General features: G+C 45.7%; 23 protein-coding genes. 8 read left to right on the forward strand and 15 right to left on the reverse strand.

The window, feature by feature from the left end; translation table 11 throughout:
• Window positions 1–16 precede the first annotated feature (16 nt).
• The 3 genes from C7460_RS10955 to gpmI all read right to left on the reverse strand — a co-directional run bounded on the left by C7460_RS10955 (window position 17) and on the right by gpmI (window position 3938).
• The gene (locus tag C7460_RS10955; RefSeq protein WP_115868146.1) at window positions 17–1789 is read right to left on the reverse strand and encodes an ABC transporter ATP-binding protein; all 1773 of its coding nucleotides are present in this window, start codon (window positions 1787–1789) and stop codon (window positions 17–19) included.
• On the reverse strand, window positions 1782–2336 hold the full coding sequence (locus C7460_RS10960) for a hypothetical protein (RefSeq protein ID WP_115868147.1): 555 nt from the start codon (window positions 2334–2336) through the stop codon (window positions 1782–1784). Before C7460_RS10960 ends, C7460_RS10955 begins: the two co-directional genes overlap by 8 nt.
• Window positions 2337–2417: 81 nt before the next feature.
• The gene (gene gpmI, locus C7460_RS10965; RefSeq protein ID WP_115868148.1) at window positions 2418–3938 is read right to left on the reverse strand and encodes a 2,3-bisphosphoglycerate-independent phosphoglycerate mutase; all 1521 of its coding nucleotides are present in this window, start codon (window positions 3936–3938) and stop codon (window positions 2418–2420) included.
• A gap of 98 nt (window positions 3939–4036) precedes the next feature.
• On the opposite strand from gpmI, the gene C7460_RS10970 reads away from it, so the two are divergent.
• The 7 genes from C7460_RS10970 to C7460_RS11000 all read left to right on the forward strand — a co-directional run bounded on the left by C7460_RS10970 (window position 4037) and on the right by C7460_RS11000 (window position 8541).
• Entirely contained in the window at window positions 4037–4423 is a 387-nt protein-coding gene (locus C7460_RS10970) for a DUF4783 domain-containing protein (protein ID WP_115868149.1), read from the forward strand.
• A gap of 51 nt (window positions 4424–4474) precedes the next feature.
• Window positions 4475–5335 (forward strand): carboxylating nicotinate-nucleotide diphosphorylase, encoded by an 861-nt coding sequence (gene nadC / locus C7460_RS10975; RefSeq protein ID WP_115868150.1) that lies wholly within the window; start codon window positions 4475–4477, stop codon window positions 5333–5335.
• Between the two features lies 1 nt (window position 5336).
• The gene (locus tag C7460_RS10980; protein ID WP_115868151.1) at window positions 5337–5810 is read left to right on the forward strand and encodes a YcxB family protein; all 474 of its coding nucleotides are present in this window, start codon (window positions 5337–5339) and stop codon (window positions 5808–5810) included.
• Window positions 5811–5813: 3 nt separating this feature from the next.
• A complete protein-coding gene (locus tag C7460_RS10985; protein ID WP_115868152.1) occupies window positions 5814–6293 on the forward strand; it encodes a regulatory protein RecX in 480 nt (159 codons plus the stop codon).
• Window positions 6294–6370: 77 nt separating this feature from the next.
• Entirely contained in the window at window positions 6371–6877 is a 507-nt protein-coding gene (locus C7460_RS10990; RefSeq protein WP_147302914.1) for a DinB family protein, read from the forward strand.
• A 3-nt stretch (window positions 6878–6880) separates the two neighbouring features.
• Entirely contained in the window at window positions 6881–7921 is a 1041-nt protein-coding gene (locus tag C7460_RS10995) for a hypothetical protein (protein ID WP_115868154.1), read from the forward strand.
• Entirely contained in the window at window positions 7921–8541 is a 621-nt protein-coding gene (locus C7460_RS11000) for a LysE family transporter (protein ID WP_115868155.1), read from the forward strand. Before C7460_RS10995 ends, C7460_RS11000 begins: the two co-directional genes overlap by 1 nt.
• A 3-nt stretch (window positions 8542–8544) precedes the next feature.
• Here the strand turns inward: C7460_RS11000 and C7460_RS11005 are convergent, their stop codons facing one another.
• Window positions 8545–9741 carry a lipoprotein N-acyltransferase Lnb domain-containing protein gene (locus tag C7460_RS11005; protein WP_115868156.1) on the reverse strand — a complete coding sequence of 399 codons (1197 nt, stop codon included), beginning with the start codon at window positions 9739–9741 and terminating at the stop codon, window positions 8545–8547.
• A gap of 29 nt (window positions 9742–9770) precedes the next feature.
• On the opposite strand from C7460_RS11005, the gene C7460_RS11010 reads away from it, so the two are divergent.
• On the forward strand, window positions 9771–10793 hold the full coding sequence (locus C7460_RS11010; RefSeq protein WP_115868157.1) for an SPASM domain-containing protein: 1023 nt from the start codon (window positions 9771–9773) through the stop codon (window positions 10791–10793).
• Here the strand turns inward: C7460_RS11010 and C7460_RS11015 are convergent.
• The 11 genes from C7460_RS11015 to C7460_RS11060 all read right to left on the reverse strand — a co-directional run bounded on the left by C7460_RS11015 (window position 10790) and on the right by C7460_RS11060 (window position 20405).
• Window positions 10790–11584, reverse strand: a complete 795-nt coding sequence (locus C7460_RS11015; protein ID WP_115868158.1) for an inositol monophosphatase family protein — start codon at window positions 11582–11584, stop codon at window positions 10790–10792. The two genes, C7460_RS11010 and C7460_RS11015, sit on opposite strands and share 4 nt — an antisense overlap.
• Entirely contained in the window at window positions 11581–12264 is a 684-nt protein-coding gene (rsmI, locus tag C7460_RS11020) for a 16S rRNA (cytidine(1402)-2'-O)-methyltransferase (protein WP_115868159.1), read from the reverse strand. Before rsmI ends, C7460_RS11015 begins: the two co-directional genes overlap by 4 nt.
• A gap of 4 nt (window positions 12265–12268) precedes the next feature.
• Window positions 12269–12502, reverse strand: coding sequence for a 4a-hydroxytetrahydrobiopterin dehydratase (locus C7460_RS11025; RefSeq protein WP_115868160.1), 234 nt, complete (start codon window positions 12500–12502; stop codon window positions 12269–12271).
• 16 nt (window positions 12503–12518) lie between these two features.
• The gene (locus tag C7460_RS11030) at window positions 12519–12782 is read right to left on the reverse strand and encodes a YbeD family protein (protein WP_115868161.1); all 264 of its coding nucleotides are present in this window, start codon (window positions 12780–12782) and stop codon (window positions 12519–12521) included.
• Between the two features lie 49 nt (window positions 12783–12831).
• Complete coding sequence (locus C7460_RS11035) at window positions 12832–14982, reverse strand: peptidylprolyl isomerase (protein ID WP_115868162.1); 2151 nt, start codon at window positions 14980–14982, stop codon at window positions 12832–12834.
• A gap of 81 nt (window positions 14983–15063) precedes the next feature.
• Window positions 15064–16350, reverse strand: coding sequence for a hemolysin family protein (locus C7460_RS11040; protein WP_115868163.1), 1287 nt, complete (start codon window positions 16348–16350; stop codon window positions 15064–15066).
• A gap of 15 nt (window positions 16351–16365) precedes the next feature.
• Window positions 16366–16536 carry a hypothetical protein gene (locus C7460_RS23755; RefSeq protein WP_170147970.1) on the reverse strand — a complete coding sequence of 57 codons (171 nt, stop codon included), beginning with the start codon at window positions 16534–16536 and terminating at the stop codon, window positions 16366–16368.
• A gap of 1 nt (window position 16537) precedes the next feature.
• Window positions 16538–17146, reverse strand: a complete 609-nt coding sequence (lptC, locus tag C7460_RS11045) for an LPS export ABC transporter periplasmic protein LptC (RefSeq protein ID WP_115868164.1) — start codon at window positions 17144–17146, stop codon at window positions 16538–16540.
• Window positions 17109–18416: a tetratricopeptide repeat protein gene (locus C7460_RS11050; protein WP_115868165.1), complete on the reverse strand. Its 1308-nt coding sequence runs from the start codon at window positions 18414–18416 to the stop codon at window positions 17109–17111. The genes lptC and C7460_RS11050 overlap by 38 nt, the downstream gene beginning before the upstream one ends.
• A 13-nt stretch (window positions 18417–18429) precedes the next feature.
• A complete protein-coding gene (locus C7460_RS11055) occupies window positions 18430–19683 on the reverse strand; it encodes a hypothetical protein (RefSeq protein ID WP_115868166.1) in 1254 nt (417 codons plus the stop codon).
• Entirely contained in the window at window positions 19680–20405 is a 726-nt protein-coding gene (locus tag C7460_RS11060; protein ID WP_170147971.1) for a type III pantothenate kinase, read from the reverse strand. The genes C7460_RS11055 and C7460_RS11060 overlap by 4 nt, the downstream gene beginning before the upstream one ends.
• Window positions 20406–20430 lie beyond the last annotated feature (25 nt).

A 20430-nucleotide genomic window follows, 5' to 3' on the forward strand; every position in this document is an offset into this window, starting at 1 on the left:
CCTTGATGGACCATTTTCACCCCTCCAACTGCAACTCAATAAAGCTTTTGTAGGCTCCATTTTCGGCACCTACTAGTTCTTCATGCGATCCGGATTCTACAATGTGCCCATTCTCCAACACGTATATACGGTCTACCGATCGGATGGTAGCCAGACGATGGGCTACGATAATTGTGGTGCGGCCCTTCATCAGCTCATTGAGCGCCTGCTGAACCAGGTGCTCTGACTCTGCATCCAGGGAGCTCGTAGCTTCATCCAGGATGAGAATGGACGGGTCCTTAAGGACAGCTCTGGCAATGGCAATCCGCTGGCGCTGACCACCGGAGAGCTTCACGCCTCTTTCGCCCACGAGCGTATCAAAGCCTTCGGGAAAACTGTTAATAAAGTCGAGGGCATTGGCTTTAGCAGCCGCTTCCTCCACCTCTGCCTGAGAAGCCCCAGGCTTTCCGTAGCGGATATTTTCAGCAATGGTACCGCCAAAAAGAATCACCTCCTGCGGTACAATACCTACATTGGCTCGAAGCTGTGGTAAGTCTATGTCTGCGAGATGCTGCTCCCCGATCTTAACACTTCCACCGGTGACTTCATAAAAGCGCATCATCAACTGCACAATGGTAGACTTACCTGCACCACTATGACCTACTAGCGCTACTTTTTGTCCTTGCCCGATGTGAAGGTCAATTCCCTTCAGAACTTCTACTTCATCCCGTGTAGGATAGCTAAAATGAACATCGCTGAATTGAATGTCGCCTGTAAGTGGCGAAATAGCTGTTTGCTGATCCAGGTCCCATTCAGGTGTTTCCTTTTGGATTTCGAGGATACGCTCAGAGGCTCCGATGGCCTTTTGTACCTGGCCAAACAAATCTCCTATACCTGCTATAGAGGCTCCGATAAACGTGGTGTAAAGCACAAATGAAAGCAAGTCACCCACCGTCATATCACCTGCCTGAACAAGCGTAGCTCCGTACCAGATCACCGCCACAATGCCACCAAACAGCATAAAGATGATAAACGAAATAAATGCCGCTCGGTAGTTGGCCACACTCAAAGCCGTTTTCACTACAGATTTCATGGAACTTCTATAGCGCGCTATTTCTACCAACTCAGAAGTAAAAGCTTTTACCGAATGGATGCTTTGAATGGTTTCTTCTACAATCACATTGGCTGTAGCCAGCTCCTCCTGTGTCTTTTTGGACTGCCTGCGGATAAACTTTCCGAATACTGCTGCCGAAACAACAATCACTGGAAACGTGGCCAGCATGAACACACTCAAAGCCGGAGTGGTGTAAAAAATTAGTGCGATCCCCGATATAAGAATGATCACCTGACGAATCATTTCTGCTAGCGTGGTGGAAAAGGTGGTTTGGAGAATGGATACATCATTGGAGATCCTACTGATCAATTCTCCTGCTCTATTTTTATCAAAAAAGGCCAGGGGCAACGAAACCATGCGCTGGTAGAGGTCAGTGCGGATGTTAGCCATTGCGTTTTCAGTAACACGCGCAAAAAGTACCACTCGAAAAAACGACATGATGCTCTGTGCAAACAAAACGGCCAGTAGCAAAAGAGCTGCTTTTCCAATATGATTGATAAACCAGTCCTGCTTCCCAGAGGCAATATCTATCAGCTTCCCCGACACGTAGGGAAATACCATAAAAATGCTACTGGAAACCACCAGCATCACCAACCCGATGATAAACGGCACTTTGTACGGCCACATGTAGCTAAATATTCCGGCGAGTCTTTTGAGGCCTTCCCGGTTCAGTCTTCTCTTCTCTCCTTTACTCATTGATGCTTACTTTTCCCGAAATGGAATAGGTGATGGTGTCTTTGAGCACCATTTTCTGAAATCCTTTGATGGTATATGCTTTGAGGCGGTTGTCCTCAAATGTCAGCGTGAGGTCCCGCTTGTGCTGGTAGATAGTCTTGTCTTCAAAATAAGTAGCTTGAATCTGCTGCAGTGACCCATTTTCATACATTAGCTCAAACGACTTAACGGGCGCGTCAATTGATTCGTTGAGCTCCAAAAGCGTGTTTCCATTGCGCTCCGTCTTTTTGTAGGCACCCACATAGTGCGGTTTGTTGAGGCTAAAGTCTCGAATGATCACAAATTCATCACTCCACTGAGAGCTGTCGGGCCGAAAACGCTGACTTTCTTCCTGACCATCCATGATCACTTGCTTGTTGAGTTTCGCCTGCTTTGACGTGAGGTAAGCCACCTCTGCATCCAACAGCGAATCCAGCTTAAAATAGGCATCCAGTGCTCTTACCGACTGCTCATTTTCAGCACACCCCAGCCCTATCAGGACCAACCCACAAATCAGTAATTTTTTCATCCACATTTCGGCGACTGCCTGGTATACAAACAACTCCGACCAATGCCGGAGTTGCCTGAGTTATTTAATTTGTAATTAGCCTTATATCAATTCATCTCCAGTCATCTCGGCTGGCTTAGGCACGCCCATCAGCTTTAGGATGGTAGGAGCCAAATCTCCCAGCTTGCCCGACTTGATGGTACCGTCAAACTCCTTGTCAACCAGAATACACGGCACAAGGTTCGTAGTGTGCGCCGTATTAGGAGACCCATCAGGGTTTACCATGATGTCAGAGTTTCCATGATCGGCAATGATGATGCTCGTGTAGCCATTTTCCAAGGCTGCATCCACTACGTCTTTTGCACAACTATCAACAGTCTCACATGCTTTCACAGCCGCTTCGAATACTCCAGTATGACCAACCATGTCTGGGTTGGCAAAGTTGAGGCAAACAAAGTCCACTTCACCCTTTTTCAATTCAGGAATGATTGCGTCTTTTATGTCATGAGCACTCATCTCTGGCTGCAAGTCGTAAGTAGCCACTTTTGGTGAAGGGCATAGCAAGCGCTTCTCGCCTTCAAACTCTGTTTCTCTTCCACCAGAGAAAAAGAAAGTAACGTGTGGATATTTCTCTGTTTCAGCAATTCGGATTTGCTTCTTGCCATTAGCAGCTAGCACTTCTCCCAGCGTTTGCTGGAGGTTGTCTTTATCAAAAACGACTTTTACATTGTTAAACGTATCGTCGTAGTTGGTCATGGTGAGGTAGTAGAGGTCGAGCTTTTTCATGTCATGCTCTGGGAAATCCTCCTGAGAAAGTACCTGGGTGATTTCTCTTCCTCTATCCGTACGGAAATTGAAGCACATCACCACGTCGCCTTCTTCTACTTTGCCCACAGGTGAGCCATTCTCTACGTGAATAATTGGTTTGATGAATTCATCCGTCACATCACTATCATAAGACTGTTGTACAGCAGCCGCCATATCTTCAGCCTCTACTTCACCTTTGGCATTTACCAAGGCATCGTAAGCAAGCTTTACACGCTCCCAGCGCTTATCTCGGTCCATAGCATAATAGCGTCCGGTGATACTCGCTAGTTTGCCGGTAGTCTCCGCCATGTGCTTTTCCAGCTCTTCCACGAAGCCTTTCCCACTTTTGGGGTCACAATCTCTACCATCAGTAAATGCATGGACCAGTACGTCCTTCACGTCATTGGCATGTGCAGCAGATAGCAGTCCTTTCAGGTGCTTGATATGCGAGTGCACTCCGCCATCCGATACCAGCCCGATGAAATGTACTTTTTTGCCATTGGCTTTAGCATAGTCAAATGCAGCCACTAGTTCCTTTTCTTTAGCCAGGGATCCGTCTTCCGCAGCATTGTTGATTTTCACCAAATCCTGATACACTACTCGTCCGGCACCTATGTTCATGTGACCCACCTCGGAGTTACCCATTTGACCTTCGGGTAGCCCTACTGCGAGGCCTGAAGCTTCTAATGTGCTATTTGGATACTTGCCATAAAGGCTGTCTACAAATGGGGTGTTCGCTTTGTCTATGGCTGAGACGCTTTTTTCCTGGGCTATGCCCCAGCCATCCAAAATGAGGAGAATTACTTTTTTATTCATAGGGCAAATATAGTATCGATGCAGAAAGCCCGTCAACCTATTTATGTTATTCTGCTTTTAAATTCAATTGTGGCACAATTTTCGATACCTTTATAACCATGATCAAGTTATCTTTCATTTTTACGTCACTTTTACTGGTATGGTCTGCTCAGGGTCAGGACCAGATCCTCAATGACATCAGCACTGCCATGAAAGCAGGGAGCTCCAAAGAGCTGATCAAATTTTGCAATGCCAACCTGGAGATAAAGATGGATGGCAAGGCCTCCAACTACAGCATTGCGCAGGCCGAAGAAGTGCTCAAAGATTTTTTTCTCAACAATCCTCCCAAGGGTTTTACCTACATCCACCAGGGCGCTTCTCCCGAAGGCCTCAAATACACCATAGGTACCTACAGCCTGGAAGAAGGAAGTTACCGCGTGGTGATGGTCATCAAGAAGATAAAAGGCCAGTTTAAGATTGATACGATCAACTTCAGCCGCGAATAATTGGCCGGATATAGCCTCTGATCGCACGGGCTTTCCTAATTTTGCGGTCTTATGGCAAAACCATACCTGACAGAGCAGAACATCAGATACTTTATCAAGACGGCCCTCTCCGAGGATATCGGTGATGGAGACCACAGCTCATTGGGGAGCATCCCCAAAGATCAGGTGAGTCATGCCCAACTACTAATCAAAGACAATGGCGTTTTGGCTGGCCTTACTTTAGCCGAGCGCATCTTTCACTATGTAGACAAAAGCATCGAGATAGACTTTAAAAAGAAAGACGGTGACTTTGCCTATAATGGAGAAGTAGGGCTGGTAGTGAAAGGTAATGCCCAGGCCATTCTCAGTGCCGAGCGCCTGGTGCTCAACTGCATGCAGCGTATGAGCGGAATAGCCACCTATACACACAAAATCTGTGAGCTCATCAAAGGCCACAAGGCACGCTTGCTCGATACCCGAAAAACCACGCCAAACTTCCGACTACCAGAAAAGTGGGCAGTGGCCATTGGCGGAGGAGTCAACCACCGCTTTGGTCTCTATGACATGGTGATGCTCAAAGACAACCATGTGGATTATGCTGGAGGTATCAATCCGGCAATTATCTCTACCGTGGAATACCTGAAAGCCAATAACCTGGATCTGAAAATAGAAGTAGAAGTACGCAACCTGGCCGAACTGGAAGAAGTGATCGAAACAGGGCATGTACACCGGGTGATGCTGGACAACATGCTTCCCTCCGATATCCGAGAAGCAGTACACATGGTACGCGGACGCATGGAAACAGAAGCCAGTGGCGGCATCACTGAAAAAAATATTGGCGATATAGCTGAGACCGGAGTAGACTACATATCCGTAGGCGCACTGACGCACTCCTACAAAAGTTTAGACATTAGTTTGAAAGCAATAAAATAAGATGATCGTAAGAACGAAAAAATACCAACTCCCGACCAAAACTTATATCAAAACGGCCCTAGTGGCAGTCCTACAGCAGCAATGGTGGGTAGGCCTGATCTACCTGGCTATCTGCGCAGGGTACCTCTGGATCCCTAACTGGTGGTGGATCATCGGTGCTACCATAGGCCTGGTGCTTTACCTTTTGTTTTGGTTGATCCAGTTTGCAGGAGTCACTCAGCTGGAGCAGGGCAAGTTTATGTTCCAAAAACTGTCTTACGAAATCACAAGCCAGCAAATCTTACTGAAGCTAAACCCTAAACAGGGGATGCCTATGAAGTGGGATCAGATCAAAAGAGCAAAAGCAGGGAAAGACCACTTTGTGCTGTTTGCTAGCAAAGCACAGCTGCTCTACTTCCCGCACAAAATTTTTAACAACAAAAACGAAATCCGTTTCCTGGAGACGGTACTGCGAAACAAAGGCTACATCAAATAAGCCATGGAGCGCTCAGACCTGCTAAAGCACGCCAAGGCCAAAGCTGCCAAGTACTGTGCCGGACGAGAGCGCTCACCCAAACAGGTACTTGATAAATGCCAGGCTTGGGAGCTTACGGAGGAAGAAGCCCTTGAGCTCTTACAACAGCTCGTCCACGAGCGTTTTGTCGACGAACACCGATTTGCCAGAGCTTTTTGTCACGACAAGTTCGAATTTAATCAGTGGGGAAAAATCCGCATACGGCAAGAGCTTAGCAGACATCAGGTCAGTGAGTCGGCCATGTCCGAAGGACTCACGGCAATCAGTGATGAGCGCTACGAGCAAGTACTTCAAGACCTGGCTTCCCGAAAGTGGGAAAGCTTGCACAGAGAAGAGAACGACTGGGTGCGCAAGCAAAAAACGATGGCGTATCTGATGCGCAAAGGCTTTGAAATGAGTCTGGTGTCGTCCATCACTGATCAACTACCGCACACCAATTCCTGACGCATTGTTTCGCAGATATTTTTTATCTTCATCCATTTAGAAGATATAAACCTGTCCGCTCAAGTAGTGTAAGCCATATGTCGATCCACCAATCAGCCCTACGTTTGCTTGACCAGCTGGAAGAAACCATTGCTCAGCTTGGCCCAAATAATTTTTCTCAGGCTATCCCCACCCTCAGCAATGCCACCATCGGTCAGCATGTACGCCATACGTTGGAGTTTTTCCTGTGTTTGATAGCGTCTTCAAAGACGAGTGAAGTAAACTATGATAACCGTCTTCATGACAAAACCATGGAAAATGACCTACAGCTGGCTCTTCGTACCATTCATGACATTCGGGCATTTCTGAAAAACCAACGTGAAGACTTCCCCCTACTGCTGGAAGCCAACTATGCGATAGACGAGGATGAGCTAATACAAATTCCGAGTAGCTACCACCGTGAACTGGCCTACAACATAGAGCACGCCATTCATCACATGGCTCTCATCAAAGTAGGAGTAAAAATTGCATTTCCTCATGTGGAGCTTCCTGTCCATTTTGGCGTGGCTAGCTCTACTGTACGCTTCCAACAGCAGCAAGCCTAAGCCGTGCGATCTACACTAAAAACATGGTGGGTAAAAATCACTCATTGGGAATTCTGGCCTTTTGGTGTACTCTATTTTCCTGTGTATTTCTATTACCTCTGGCTGGCTTTCAAGTGCCGCTCTTTTTTCTTCTTTACTGCAGCCAACCCTTCTATAGAGTTTGGCGGTATGCTAGGCGAACGGAAGTCGGATATTTTTAAACTGCTGCCAGCTGATAGCTATCCCGAAACTGTACTCATTGCAGCAAGGGACGTGCAGCATGCTTTGGCTGCAGCCGAACAAATCGGTTATCCGATGATCGCCAAGCCAGACAAAGGTGAGCGCGGCAAACTGGTGAAAAAAATCGAAAACGAACTACAGCTAATAGCTTATGCCAAAAAATGTCCTGTGCCCTTTCTACTTCAGGCTTATGTAAACTATCCCGTGGAGCTGGGCGTTTTTTTTATTAAACCCCCTGGCAGCGAGAAAGGAATGGTTACTTCGATCGTGAAAAAAGAGTTTCTCACTGTAACCGGCAATGGTACAGACACGGTATACCAGTTATTACAAGCGGATCAGCGTGCAAAATTGCTCTATGGTTTTAGCAAGCCCGAAAATCAGACTTTGCTCCAGCACATTCCCAATAAAGACGAACGAATCATAGTAGAGCCCATTGGAAACCACTGTCGGGGCACACAGTTTTTGGACAACACCAAGCTCGCCAGCCCTGAGTTGCATGCTGCGTTCAGCCGCCTCACCAGCAAAATCGAGGGTTTCCACTTTGGCAGGTTTGACCTGAGGTGCCAATCCATCGAAAGCCTCACACGTCTAGAAGACTTTCAAATCCTGGAACTGAATGGAGCTGGGGCAGAACCCGGGCACATCTATCAGCCCGGTTTTTCACTACGTGAAGCCTATCGGACTATTCTGTGGCACTTAAAGGCTCTGGCCGAAATAAGCCTGGAAAACCATCGACAAGGAATTCCTTACTGGACCTTCTCAGCTGGTTTGGCTAAGCTGAAAGCCATAAGAACTTACAATCAACTACTCAACAAAAAAGGCTGATGCTGCAGGTACTAACCATCGGGTTTGTAGTAAGCTACCTGGGCTCCATTCCTCCGGGCACCATCAACATCACCAGCATGCAGCTGTCCATTCAGCAACAAAAGCGAGCCGCATTTTTCTTTGCGCTAGCCGCAGCACTTACGGAGTTTGCCTATGCAGGTGTTACCGTTCGCTTTCAGCTATTTCTCAGTGAAAAGCCACTTTTTACACAGTATTTTCAGCTGATCACCGCAGCTGCCATGATCTTGCTTGGCTTCATCAATCTATTGACCAAAAAATCTGAAAACAGCATTCTGACAAGAAAGCTAAGCCTAAAAGGCCGGAATGGCTTCAAACGCGGAGTGATCCTCGGTCTTCTAAACCCCCTCACCATTCCTTTTTGGCTAACCGTGACGGCCTATTTGCAAGCAAATGGCTGGATCAGCTTGCAAGGATCTCACTTTTGGCTCTACCTCTGTGGAATCTCCACGGGCACCTTTTGCCTACTGCTTACAGTCAATAAATTGGGCGCTCGCTTTGCCCACATCGCTGACAATGCCTTTTTGGTCTACCGTATCCCGGGCATATTCTTTTTGCTGCTTGGGTTCTATACAGCTACCACCTGGCTACTGGGGCAGTAATCGTTAGTTAGCCCTTAATTTAAGCTGCTTTCGCAAATCAAAGTGTATATAAAATCCACGCAGAATCATGGTAAGAATATACGGTATCAATGCCTGGTGCAAGGGCTGTGGCAATACGGACCATAGCAGGATAAGCAGGCCATAGAGTAGCGCAATCACAAGGAAATACTTACTCAAAAACGGCTGAAGTTTTTTCACACCTGTGAGATATGCCAACGGAATATGCAGTGGAATCGCCCAGAGTAAATTGAGGTTGTCTTTGGACAGATGCTCAGTACCCGCCCACAAAAATACCAGCCACCATCCTAGCAATCCTGCAAGGGTAAACACCACTGGATCGATCCATTTGGTGCGTTTTTCCTTTTTAAAATCTCGATTGGTAATAAACCCAACCACAAAAAAGAAGATCACGAACACATTAAAAGGTGTAAACACCCCATTTTCGGGGGTTTCGGGGGTTGGCTTATAAACTTCCACCGTCTCCGCCACTAAAGACACTGTAACCGAATCACGCTTAAACGTGGCTCCTTCAAATGCCTTTTGGATGTAATCCGGCAGAAACATATACTCCATCTCATCTGCCTCCTTATCGATCTGCATGCCCAACCCAATATCAATGATCCAGTCGCCCCAGGGCTGATAAGTGAGGTAGTCGTCCATCAGGTCGCGAATGGTCTTTCCCTCTTCCATATAGCTAGTTTCGAAAGTGATTCTACCTGGAAAACGGTCATTGAGAACTTCCCGAATCTTGGTGGCGCAGTTGTCATAAACGTAGTTGTAGTAATACTCCCTATTTTCTGGCTTGTAGTTTTCTGCCAGGTAGTCAACAAGTGCTTGCTTTTCTTCCAGGGTCAGGTTGAGTCGCTGCTCGATGATGTAGCGATTTTCCTTTTCGTAGTGGTTTTTGAAAGCGTTGTAGCGCGACATGCCCAGGCGATAGAGCATTTTGCCTCTGGCAAAATTCCAAAAGAAATTTTCCTGCTGAAAGTCAAAAACCCCATAGTTGTACACCCAGTCTACCTTATTGTAGGGGTCTTTGAGGTGAATAGCGCTATGGCCAAATGCCGAATACAATTCCTCCTGATAGGGTCCCAGAGTCATCACATAGATCTCCGCTTCTGGCGAAAGTTTCACCTTTTGGGCCTGCGCTCCGATACTGAGACAAAGTAAAATGGAAAAAATCAACCGACTCCAATACATATCCGGGTAATGCTTTATAAGTTTATCTTATGTATATCAGCGTCAACGACACTCTGCAACTGGCCTCAAAGCTAACGCTTAAAAGGCTAAAGAACGCATGGCGCATTTACCGATCATACAACAGCTCGCGAACCAGCCGAAAAGCTTCCATTTCTGGAATGCCCATCAGCCTTTCTATAGAGCCTACCACCTCCTGCAACTTGCGCTGCCCAGAATGCCCTAGTGGGCTCCGATCTTTTACCCGACCTACAGGCATGCTGTCCCCAGAGCTTTTTCGTAAGGTCATCGATGAAATAGGAGATACCCTCTTTTACTTGTTGTTTTATTTTCAGGGCGAACCCTACCTCCATCCTGATTTTCTGGATCTGGTAAGCTATGCAGCCAAAAAGAATATCTACACGGCTACCTCTACCAATGCCCACTACCTTTCAGATGCTAAAGCTAAAGCTACAGTAGCGTCTGGTCTCGACCGGCTGATCATCAGCATAGATGGCACCACGCAAGAAACTTATGAAGCCTACCGTAAAGGTGGCAAACTCGAAAAAGTACTGGATGGAACCGAACGCATCTTGCATTGGCGCAAAAAACTCAAATCACGGACACCACATGTAGTTTGGCAGTTTTTGGTGGTGCGGCCCAATGAGCACCAAATACAAGAGGTAGAGGCACTTGCTCAGCGATATGGGGTGGACAAAGTGGCCTTTAAAACGGCCCAAATTTATGATTATGAAAAAGGAAACCCGCTAATTCCTACACTCGACAAATACGCCCGCTATAAAAAACAGTCTGACGGCACCTATCGGATCAAAAGCAAAATTCTTAATGAGTGTTGGAAAATGTGGCACTCTTGTGTCATGACCTGGGATGGGCAAATTGTGCCGTGCTGCTTTGACAAAGACGCAGCGCATCCGCTTGGAAATTTGCAGACTGAAACTTTCGAAGCAGTCTGGCAATCGAGCGCCTATCAAGACTTTAGGCAGCAGCTGCTACAGGGTCGGGATCAAATAGAAATGTGTAAAAACTGTACCGAAGGGACCAAGGTGTGGGCTTAAGCTTCCCAGTGTTTTCGGATCACAGACAACAGCTCTGCGTGTACAGGTCCTGCAGCTACCATTTCTCTCCCGAACAGTGCGTCAGGTCCACCTGAAAAATCAGTGACTACTCCTCCAGCTTCCTGTACGATGATAATTCCAGCGGCTACATCCCATGGGTTGAGGTTATATTCGAAAAAAGCTTCGTACCTACCACAAGCAACATAAGCCATATCCGTGGCTGCACTTCCTACTCTGCGTAGGCCATGTGCATTTTTCATCAGCTCATTCAATATAGCCAGGTACTGATCCAGCTTTTCGAAATTGTAAATAGGAAACCCTGTGGCAAACAGGCTATCGTCAATTTTGGCTGCTTTTGTCACAGCGATAGGCTGCTCGTTGAGATAAGCCCCACCACCCTTCCAGGCATAGAAGCATTCATCATGATTGATTTCATAGATCACTCCGGCTACCATTTCACCATTTTGCATCAGCCCTACACTGATGGCATAGGTAGGCAGGCCGTGCACAAAATTCGTGGTACCGTCTAATGGATCTATAATCCACGTTAGCTCCTTTTCTGTTTGATCTATGGTGTTTTCTTCCGTGATAAAACCAGCTTCGGGCAAAATATGCTGGAGTCCTTCTACCAGCTTTTTCTCCGTTTCCTTATCTACATAAGATACCAAATCACTTTTGCCTTTGAGCTCCACGTCACTGGATGAAAAGGTGCGCGCTTCTTCCCGGATAAAGGCACCGGTAATTCTGGCAAGTTTGGATACAGCTAATGTGGTATTTTTAAGGTCTATCATTTGCTCTTCCCTTCTAAGATAACAACAAACTCTCCTTTTACCGTGCCCGTTTCGAAATGTTTGAGCACCTCTTCAACAGACCCGGTGACTGTTTCTTCAAACTTCTTGGTCAGCTCTCTGGACACCGATACTTTACGGTCGGCACCCATATGTTCGGCAAATTGCCCCAAAGTCTTGAGCAGCCGGTGCGGTGACTCATAAAACACCATGGTTCTAGTCTCTGTGCTGAGCTCTTCCAGCTTGGTTTTTCTTCCTTTCTTGTGCGGCAAAAACCCTTCAAAGGAAAATCGATCTGAAGGCATGCCAGACTTTACCAGCGCAGGGACAAAAGCCGTGGCGCCTGGTAAGCATTCTACTTTTACTCCTGCATCAGCACACGCCCTAGCCAGCAAAAACCCAGGGTCTGAAATCCCCGGTGTTCCAGCATCAGTTATCAGCGCGAGGGTTTCTCCATTCTTCATCCGCTGGATGATCTGTTCGGTTCGCTTGTGCTCATTGAATGCATGGAAGCTCTCCGTGGGTGTTGTGATGCTGTAGTGCTTTAGCAGTACCCCTGACGTGCGTGTATCTTCAGCGAGTATTTTATCTACCCGCTGCAGGGTCTCTACAGCGCGGTAGGTCATATCGCCCAGGTTACCAATGGGTGTCGGTATCAGATAGAGCCTGGTTTCGTTTTCCATTCGATTAGTTCAGCAGCTTATCTATGGCTTTGGCCAGCTCCCGATCCTTATCGGTAATGGTATTGCCAGCATCGTGTGTGGTGAGCTCGATTTCTACTTTATTGTAGACATTGCTCCAGTTGGGATGGTGGTTCATCTTTTCAGCAATGATCGCTACCTGTGCCATAAAGCCAAAAGCCTCTACAAAGTCTTTAAACTCTATTGTACGTGTCAGTTTATTGTCTGCTTCTTTCCACATAGTATTTGGTCTGTTTTTAAAGTGCTATACAGCCTTCCACCTGGTTGGCTGCTATGTAAACATCCAACACCACCTGACTTGTTTGAACTTTAGCCTTGCATGTAATACTAATGTATGTTTTGCTAGAGCTTTCGCGAAAAGTAGTTTTTCCATCTTTAGGAAGCAAACCCAACAATTCGTCCTTTTTGCCATGTGGTACAATGAATTTAAACATATACTCACCTGGAAATTGATGCTGATCTTCCAGTTTTTGTCTAAATGCCTCTACGTCCCAACTCATATGTACAAAGTAAAAAAAAGCCAGTGAAATTCACTGGCTTTGAAATGTCTTAGAAGAATTTGTATCTGGTATCTTCGATCTCGGCAAATTCCTTGACTGCCTGGTCGATGGCCTGTGACACAAACATCGGTGAGAACGAAAGCGGGAAGTTCGCAATTACAGCTTTTCTCACTCGTCGTTCGTTTTCTACTTGCGCTACATAAGCGCTGTAGTCTTCCTGGTCTGCTGCCATGCTTTTGGCCACAGCCTTCACCATCAGCACGCCATTTGGTGCCTCAAAAGGAGCAGTACCTTCGCCTTCTTCTAGCGAAAACGCCACACCTACTGCCTCTGGTGCAAAACCTACATTCGGGAATGAATTGCTGCTAAGCGTCAAGTCTGAGCTACCACTTCTGGCACCTTCACCATATTCACTCGCTATAGCTTCAAAGTCTTCTGCAGAAATCGCCGAAAGTTTTTCTTTGATGTAATCTGCTTTTTTCTGATTCAGTACTTTCGTTCTGATCTCGCTTCTTACCTGGCTCAGCTTGGCAGTTCCTTCCATCTGGCGGCCAGTCATCACAGCCACCACATAGTTATCATCCATTTCGAATACATCCGACACTTCGTTTACTGAAGCATCATTGTACAGCCAAAGCACTACACTTCTGGCATCAGAGATAATGCCCACGCGGCTGTCATTTGGCCCAATGTTGCTAGCGTTTCGTACGGTCACGCCATTGTCAGCTGCATTTTGCTTTAGTGACTCATAGTCATCGCTGTTTGCAGCTAAAAGATCTGCCTGACGGTAAATCTCATTGAGCGTGTTATCACTTTCGAAAAGCGCTTTTTGGATGGTTGCTACTTTGTACGCCGTAGTAGTTTTAGGCTCATCTATTTTGATCACGTGGTAACCAAAAGATGTCTCTACCGGCTGTGGCAATACGCCAGTGCCCTTATGAGCAAAAACAGCATCTTTGAATGGCTGCACAAAACTGCCGTTTTCACCAAACCATCCAAGGTCTCCGCCATTAGCGGCATTGCTCTGGTCTGCGCTGTTAATAGCTGCTAGCTCTGCAAAATCAGCTCCGCGACGCAACTGACGAATAATGTCCTGTGCTTTGGATTTAGCCTCTGCTATTGCCGCATCAGAATTGCCGTCCATTTCGATTAGGATGTGTCTTGCTTTTACGAATGCCTCATCGCCCTCGGTAATTGCAGACAGCTTGCTCACTACGTAGTTATCACCAACGAGCTGTGGCGCTGTTACGGTTCCTTCTTCAGCTCCTACCAGTCCTTCTGGCACTAGAGAAGGGTCTGCTATTGTTCTGAAAGCATTTTCTGCATCTGAGTTGATCACTGCGAATGTGGAATCATCTTCAGCATTTGCAAGGCCTTGTGCCAGTTTTTGGATTTCTTCCTGAGCATACGCAGAATCCTCTGCAGATGGCTGTATCGGGAAAACCACATAGCTGAGGTTTCTAGACTCATCGCGCTGATACTGCTCTTCGTTTTCAGAGAGATAGCTTTCCATTTCTGAATCTGAAACGCTAAACATGCTATCTGCTACGCTAAAAAACGGCACATAAACATAATCAACTGTCATGTTGCTCTCCTGTGCCACGTATTTACTTTTTGCCTCTGCTTTCGTCACGTAAGCAGTTTGCTCCAGCAGGCTCTCGTATTTTTTGATCCGGCGATTAGGTTTCAGCCCCTGCTCAAATGTCATCCAGCTAGCTCGCTGCTGTGGCTGAGCGTTGTTCATTTGCTGGAGGAAGTTGATCACGTTTTCGCGCTTAAACTCTCCTGTATTAGGATCTGTAAAGAATTGCTTGATCTGTGGGTCGATGTTGTTACCCTGAACCATGTCAATCACCTCTGCGTCCGTCACCTGGATGCCGAGTTTCTCGAACTGTGGCTTATATGCATAGTCGATGATTAGTGCATTCCAAGCCTGCTCACGGATGGTTTCCTGCTCTTCAGCTCTCGGGTCACGGTTGTTGTTTACCGCGAAAACATACGAAAGCTCATCCACCTTCTGCTGAAATTGCTCATAGGAAATATCCGTGCCGGCTATTTCTGCTACGGTACGGTCATTTCCTCCCAGCAGTGCAGAGTTGGATTGGAAAAGATCTGTGAGGATAAATGCGAACATAGAGAACGCCACAAAACCAACAACGATCTTGCCCATTCTCTTTCTAAGTGTACTAATCAGCGCCATAATTTTATATGCGTAGTTTTTTTGAAGACGGCAAAAATAACCACATGTATACGAATTAAAAAATCAATCTAAGCCTTTGACCTACAAGGGCTCTTCGCTATCCAAAATGGTCAATTTAACCTTGTCAATGCGGTTTTCTTCCATTGTAAAAATGGTGAAATGAAATGGAGAGATCAAAATCACCTCATTTACCGTAGGTATGTCTTCATGAAAGGCCAGAATTAGCCCTCCTAGTGTATCATACTCTCCCTGCGGCAAGTTCCAGTCATATTTATCGTTGAGGTAGTCCACTTCATGACGGGCACTGAGGATAAAGTTGTGCTCGTCGATCTGCTCTTCTACCAGGTATTCATCATCATGTTCATCCCGGATTTCACCAAAAATTTCTTCGATCACATCTTCCATGGTCACAATACCCGATGTACCTCCATACTCATCTACTACCAGGGCAATACTCTTGTGATCGGTGATAAATTGAATCAGTAGCTCATTGGCCAGCATGGTTTCTGGCACGATGAGTATAGGTGTGAGCATATCTTTTATACTCTCTGGCTTTTTGAAAAGCTCCAGTGAATGGCAGTAGCCAATCACATCATCTATCGACTCTTTGTATACCAAAATTTTGGAATGTCCACTTTGGATAAACTCGTCTTTTAGCTCCTGTAGGTCATCTTCTACATCTACTGCCACGATTTCGGTACGCGGGATCATACACTCACGCACTCTAATGGTTTTAAATTCGATGGCGTTGTTGAAAATCTTAGCGTCTATTTCTGCATCCTCTTCCTTTTCTACATTGAGGATGTTTTTTTTGATGTAGTTGTTGAGGTCAGTCAGCCCGAAGACGGGTTTGTCCTCGGAATAATCAAAGCGTAGCACATTGCTGATGATAAATCTGGATATGTGCACAATGAGGAATACTACCGGATAGAGCAAGGCATAAATAGTAGCCATAGGAACCGAAAACACCGTGAGCATGGTGTCAGGGTTTAGCATAAAAAGGCTCTTGGGCAAAAACTCTGCGGTAATCAGCACCACTATGGTAGACAGCAAAGACTGAAGCACCAAAACCACTACATCTCCCTGCAGCGCCTCTGGCAAATACATGTATAGCAATGGCTCTAGCAATTTGGCCATCAAAATACCATAGAGCACGATGCTCAGGTTGTTGCCCACTAGAGTGGTAGCCAAAAAATGAGAGCGACGCGTCACAAACTCGGAAAGCACTCTGCCTGTGAAGGTGCCTTTTTTGCTCATGACTTCTATGTGCAGCTTATCTGCGGATATAAACGCGATCTCGATACCTGAGAAAAACGCTGAAAACAATAAACACGTAACGATGCCTATATATAGGGAGGGGTCTTCCATTGGGTATAAAAATACTTATTTCTTCTGCTCTCGTTTGCTTTTTCGGTAGCCAAAAACAAATAACAAACCCAAACTTACCATAAAAATACCGTAAGCATGCCCCACTCCCATTACCATGGTTTCATAGATACCAATAATAAACAAAGCCACCGCAGTACTAAAAAGTATGTAATCGAGTAGTTTCATGTCATTCTTCTATCAACAAGGTGCCCTGTGGCTTTAATATTTTATAGGAAGAAAAATCCTGATCTGCCCTGAGGCCTTCACCAGTGTGCACCTCATCATCCGACTGGATGGTAACGAATCGATCGGTATAAAATTCTTCATCTGAAGGGTTCCAGAAAAGCTCTTCGGTATTTAGTTCATCCTCGTTATCGAGGCTTTTTACCACTACATTACCTTCTGAGCGGTAGAGGTTGTCCTTGAAAGTATAGTAGACATAATCAGCTCGGAAAGTAGATACCACTTCTCCATCGTCATCCAAATACTCCAGGTAGAGGCCTTTGGGCCATTCACGGTCTCCCCCTTCATAGTTGTACTGCTGCGCCGCTTTTAGGATGACCGTCACTTTGGCTGAGTCACTCATTTTGGTATAGATGCTATCCATAGATACCAGGGGGCCTTCATACACTGGTTGATCCAGCAGTTCTTTTCGTTTTTGGCAACTCAGCGCGAGCAAGCAACAAATCACTACTCCACAAACAAAAAAACGGTCATGGGCAAACGCCATGACCGTTCTCATGTATATCTTATTGAAATTAGTTAGCAGGTCTTCTTTCAATTTGAACTGTTTCATTGATCCAGCAATCTACTTTTACTGTTTGACCTTCTTCCAATTCTTCGTTGAAAATTTCTTCGATAGATGGAAATTGAGCTTTGGCTGCTGCCATTTTCTCACGGTCTCCACCTTTTTTATACTGGTCATAAGCTGCGATAAATACTGCTCTATCTTTTACACGGCTTTCACCGGCTTTGCAGTCTTCGAAGCTATTCATGTAAAGGTCGCCAATGAACACATACGCTTCTGCATTGGAAGGGTTGGCCGAAATAGCCTTGCGTGCACTTGATCTTGCCGACACTTTGCTACTGCTAGCCTGCATACGTGCCAGGCTCAGGTATACATCCGATTTTTTCTCTACATCATCCGTAAGCTCCACCGCTTTCTCAAAGTACTCTACTGCTTTGGTCATATCACCTTCGCCAGCTGCTCGCTGTGCGATGAATTTGGCAATCCCGTAATCAGGAGAAGTTTCATTTACTGCGATGGCTACTTCCATTGCTAGAGGATCATCCAGACATTTTTGCTGTACCATAAGACTAAAGATTTTCTTAGCCAGGTTTATGTCTTGCGTTTCCTTAAACTTAGGCCCGAGCTTTTCGGTAATAAAGGCACAATCTACATCTACAGTAGCAGTAAGGATTTTGTCCACATAGTCTGCTACTTTCTTCAATCGATCCTTTTTGCTCGTGTTGTCCATCTTATAAGCGATGATATCTGTGATTTGGGTGTATTTTTCAAATACTTCCGCATCAGTGATTTCACCACCTGTCAACTTATAACGTCTGATCACGTCCATGTAAGCAGTCAGGTTGTTGGTTAGAACATCATTTCCATTGAGCTCAAATGCTTTATTGAACAGCTCGTACAATTCAGGGTACTTAGGCTTATCATCGCGATAGTACTTATAGGCCACGTAGGCTTTTCTGTTCAGTACATCTGCCTCATTATTGAAATATTTGATCCTCAAATCATACATTTCAAGTGCTTTACCCTGATACTCGAGAGTCTTTTGCTTGTCATCCGTGGCATCTGCAAGTCCCTCATAAATCTTGGCTCCATTGATGTAGATAGAAGCATTAAGGTCGGGAGTGTTCTCCAGTAACCATGAATGAGGCTCTACTGCAGCCTGCCAGTTTTTGGCCCTAACAAAGTCTGAGTAAAGTGCATTTTTTTCTTTTGCCTTATCCACTGAGTCTCCCCAGTTCCATCCAGGCTGTGCTACCGCTGCAGATGCTACCGCTACGAAAAACGCAATGCTCAAAAGATGCTTAGTAATAGAAGTCATAAGCTCGTTTTTTTTAATCGTATCTTCTTTTTATAAACCATCGATCATTAATGGTAGCACCTATAACAACCTGGAAGTATTCTTCACGTATTAGGTTATTATCTGTGGTTCCTCTAAGACCGAATTTAAAAGCAGTATCCATACTTGAATAACCACTTACTGGAAAAGAGGCACCAAAATTAATACCAAAATCATTAATTTCAGTGTTATTGACCAGATAAGGTAGTTGTTTTGAACTAATCCCTAGCCTCAAAGTGGTACGTTTGAAGTAAGAATTAACACTTTGGTAATCTGGGATCCATTCAAGGCCTGCAGCGATTTTGAGGGTATTTCTCAAATCATTTCGACCTTCGTTTACACTTTCCCAGTCCTGACTTACCACGTCTACTCCTATTTTAAAAGAATTTAAATTTTCGTAGGAAATTCCCAGACCATAAGCTCTTGGCAAGCTAAATTCTGTAGGTACCTCCTCTGCTATTGTTTGAGATTGTAAGGTAGCTCCACTCAAAGCAAGGCGCTGCAAGTACTGATCCTGAGTGCCATCCAAAGCTTGAGACAGTTCGTAGGTTCCTCCCAGATTGATGTATTTTCGCTCACCTATTGTAGCCCGGTAGGAAACCCCAAACGAGACATTGAAATCTGAATAGCTCGTACTTTCCAAATAAGACACTGCATAGTTCGTAGCAAACTCATCACTGTTCAGCAGTGCTCGGTATTTTCGATCTATCAATCCAAATACGTAAGAGGCTTTCACCCCAACTGTTAGGCTTTTGTATATCCGAAAGCCGTTGGCCCATACAAGTTGGCTTAGGCCACCTTCTCCTTCAAACTGCGTGACACCGTTAGTAACATCATCAATGCTATCTTGAGAAAACGTATTGTACTTTACCGTACTGAGCGGCAACAGTGCCAATGCTGCCGTCCACCTGTTTCGAACTACAGGAAAACTCAAGGCAAGAAAGCGTAAGCTTACACCGCTACTTTGATCGGTAGTGAGGTCCGTTTCATAACGACGCGTATCTCCTGTGATTCCCACCTGAAACGTACTAAACGTATTTGCTGTCAGCAGTGCAGGATTTTGTAAGTTGATGTGCCAGGCAGTAGGCATAGCTATACCAACTTCGCCCATGGCTACATTATGAGGAAGCCCCTGATACTGCAGTTCACCAAGACCATTATTAGAGTAAGGAGAGTTGATGGCCTGACCGTAACTAAGACATGTCAGGCATATGGCAATTGCCGAAACCCAAAGTTTTTGGAGGTTCATTGATTATGATTCAAAATTCTATTTAAGCCCTTCAGCACTAAATCAAAGTCTGCAAAGATGGGTGCTTTTAGGATGGATTCAAAGTGCACCGTATCTCCGCCAGTCATGATAACGATCAAATCATTGTAATCTTTCGAAAACTGCTCAATAAATCCATCGATCTCATGACGTATCCCATCTACCGCTCCTCTGGCCAGACAAGCTCGTGTGGTCTTACCCGCTCCAGCTCCAAAATGCTGAGCCCATTCCGATCGAATATCAGGTAAGGCATGCGTAAACTCACTCATCGCTCGCATTCGCATCAGTAGCCCTGGGGCAATGACCCCTCCTTCAAACGTGCCCTCTCTCGTCACCAGATCATAGGTGATGCATGAGCCTGCATCTACCACCAGCAAGTTTCTATCTGGATAATGCGCACACCCTCCAACAGCCGCTGCCAGCCGATCTACACCCAGTGTATTGGGTGTTTGATAGGAGACCTTAATGGGTAGTGGAGTAGCTGCATCCAACACCTGGTAGCTTTCCCCTTCCATTAATGATGAGAGGTCTTTTGCGCCAGCCACTGAGCTAAACATCCAGTGGTGTCCTTTCCCAAATAAGTCCTTTGGCAAATCCTTCAGAAATTGCACCTGTTCCTTTCTAATAAGTGCGTCATTCTCAAACACCCCCACCTTAGCGGAGGAATTCCCCACATCTACGGCAACATTCCTGCTTTTATTCACTAGATTTCCAGTTTTCTGGCTATTT

The sequence above is a fragment of the Marinoscillum furvescens DSM 4134 genome, assembly GCF_003386095.1.
GTDB classification, from domain to species: domain Bacteria; phylum Bacteroidota; class Bacteroidia; order Cytophagales; family Cyclobacteriaceae; genus Marinoscillum; species Marinoscillum furvescens.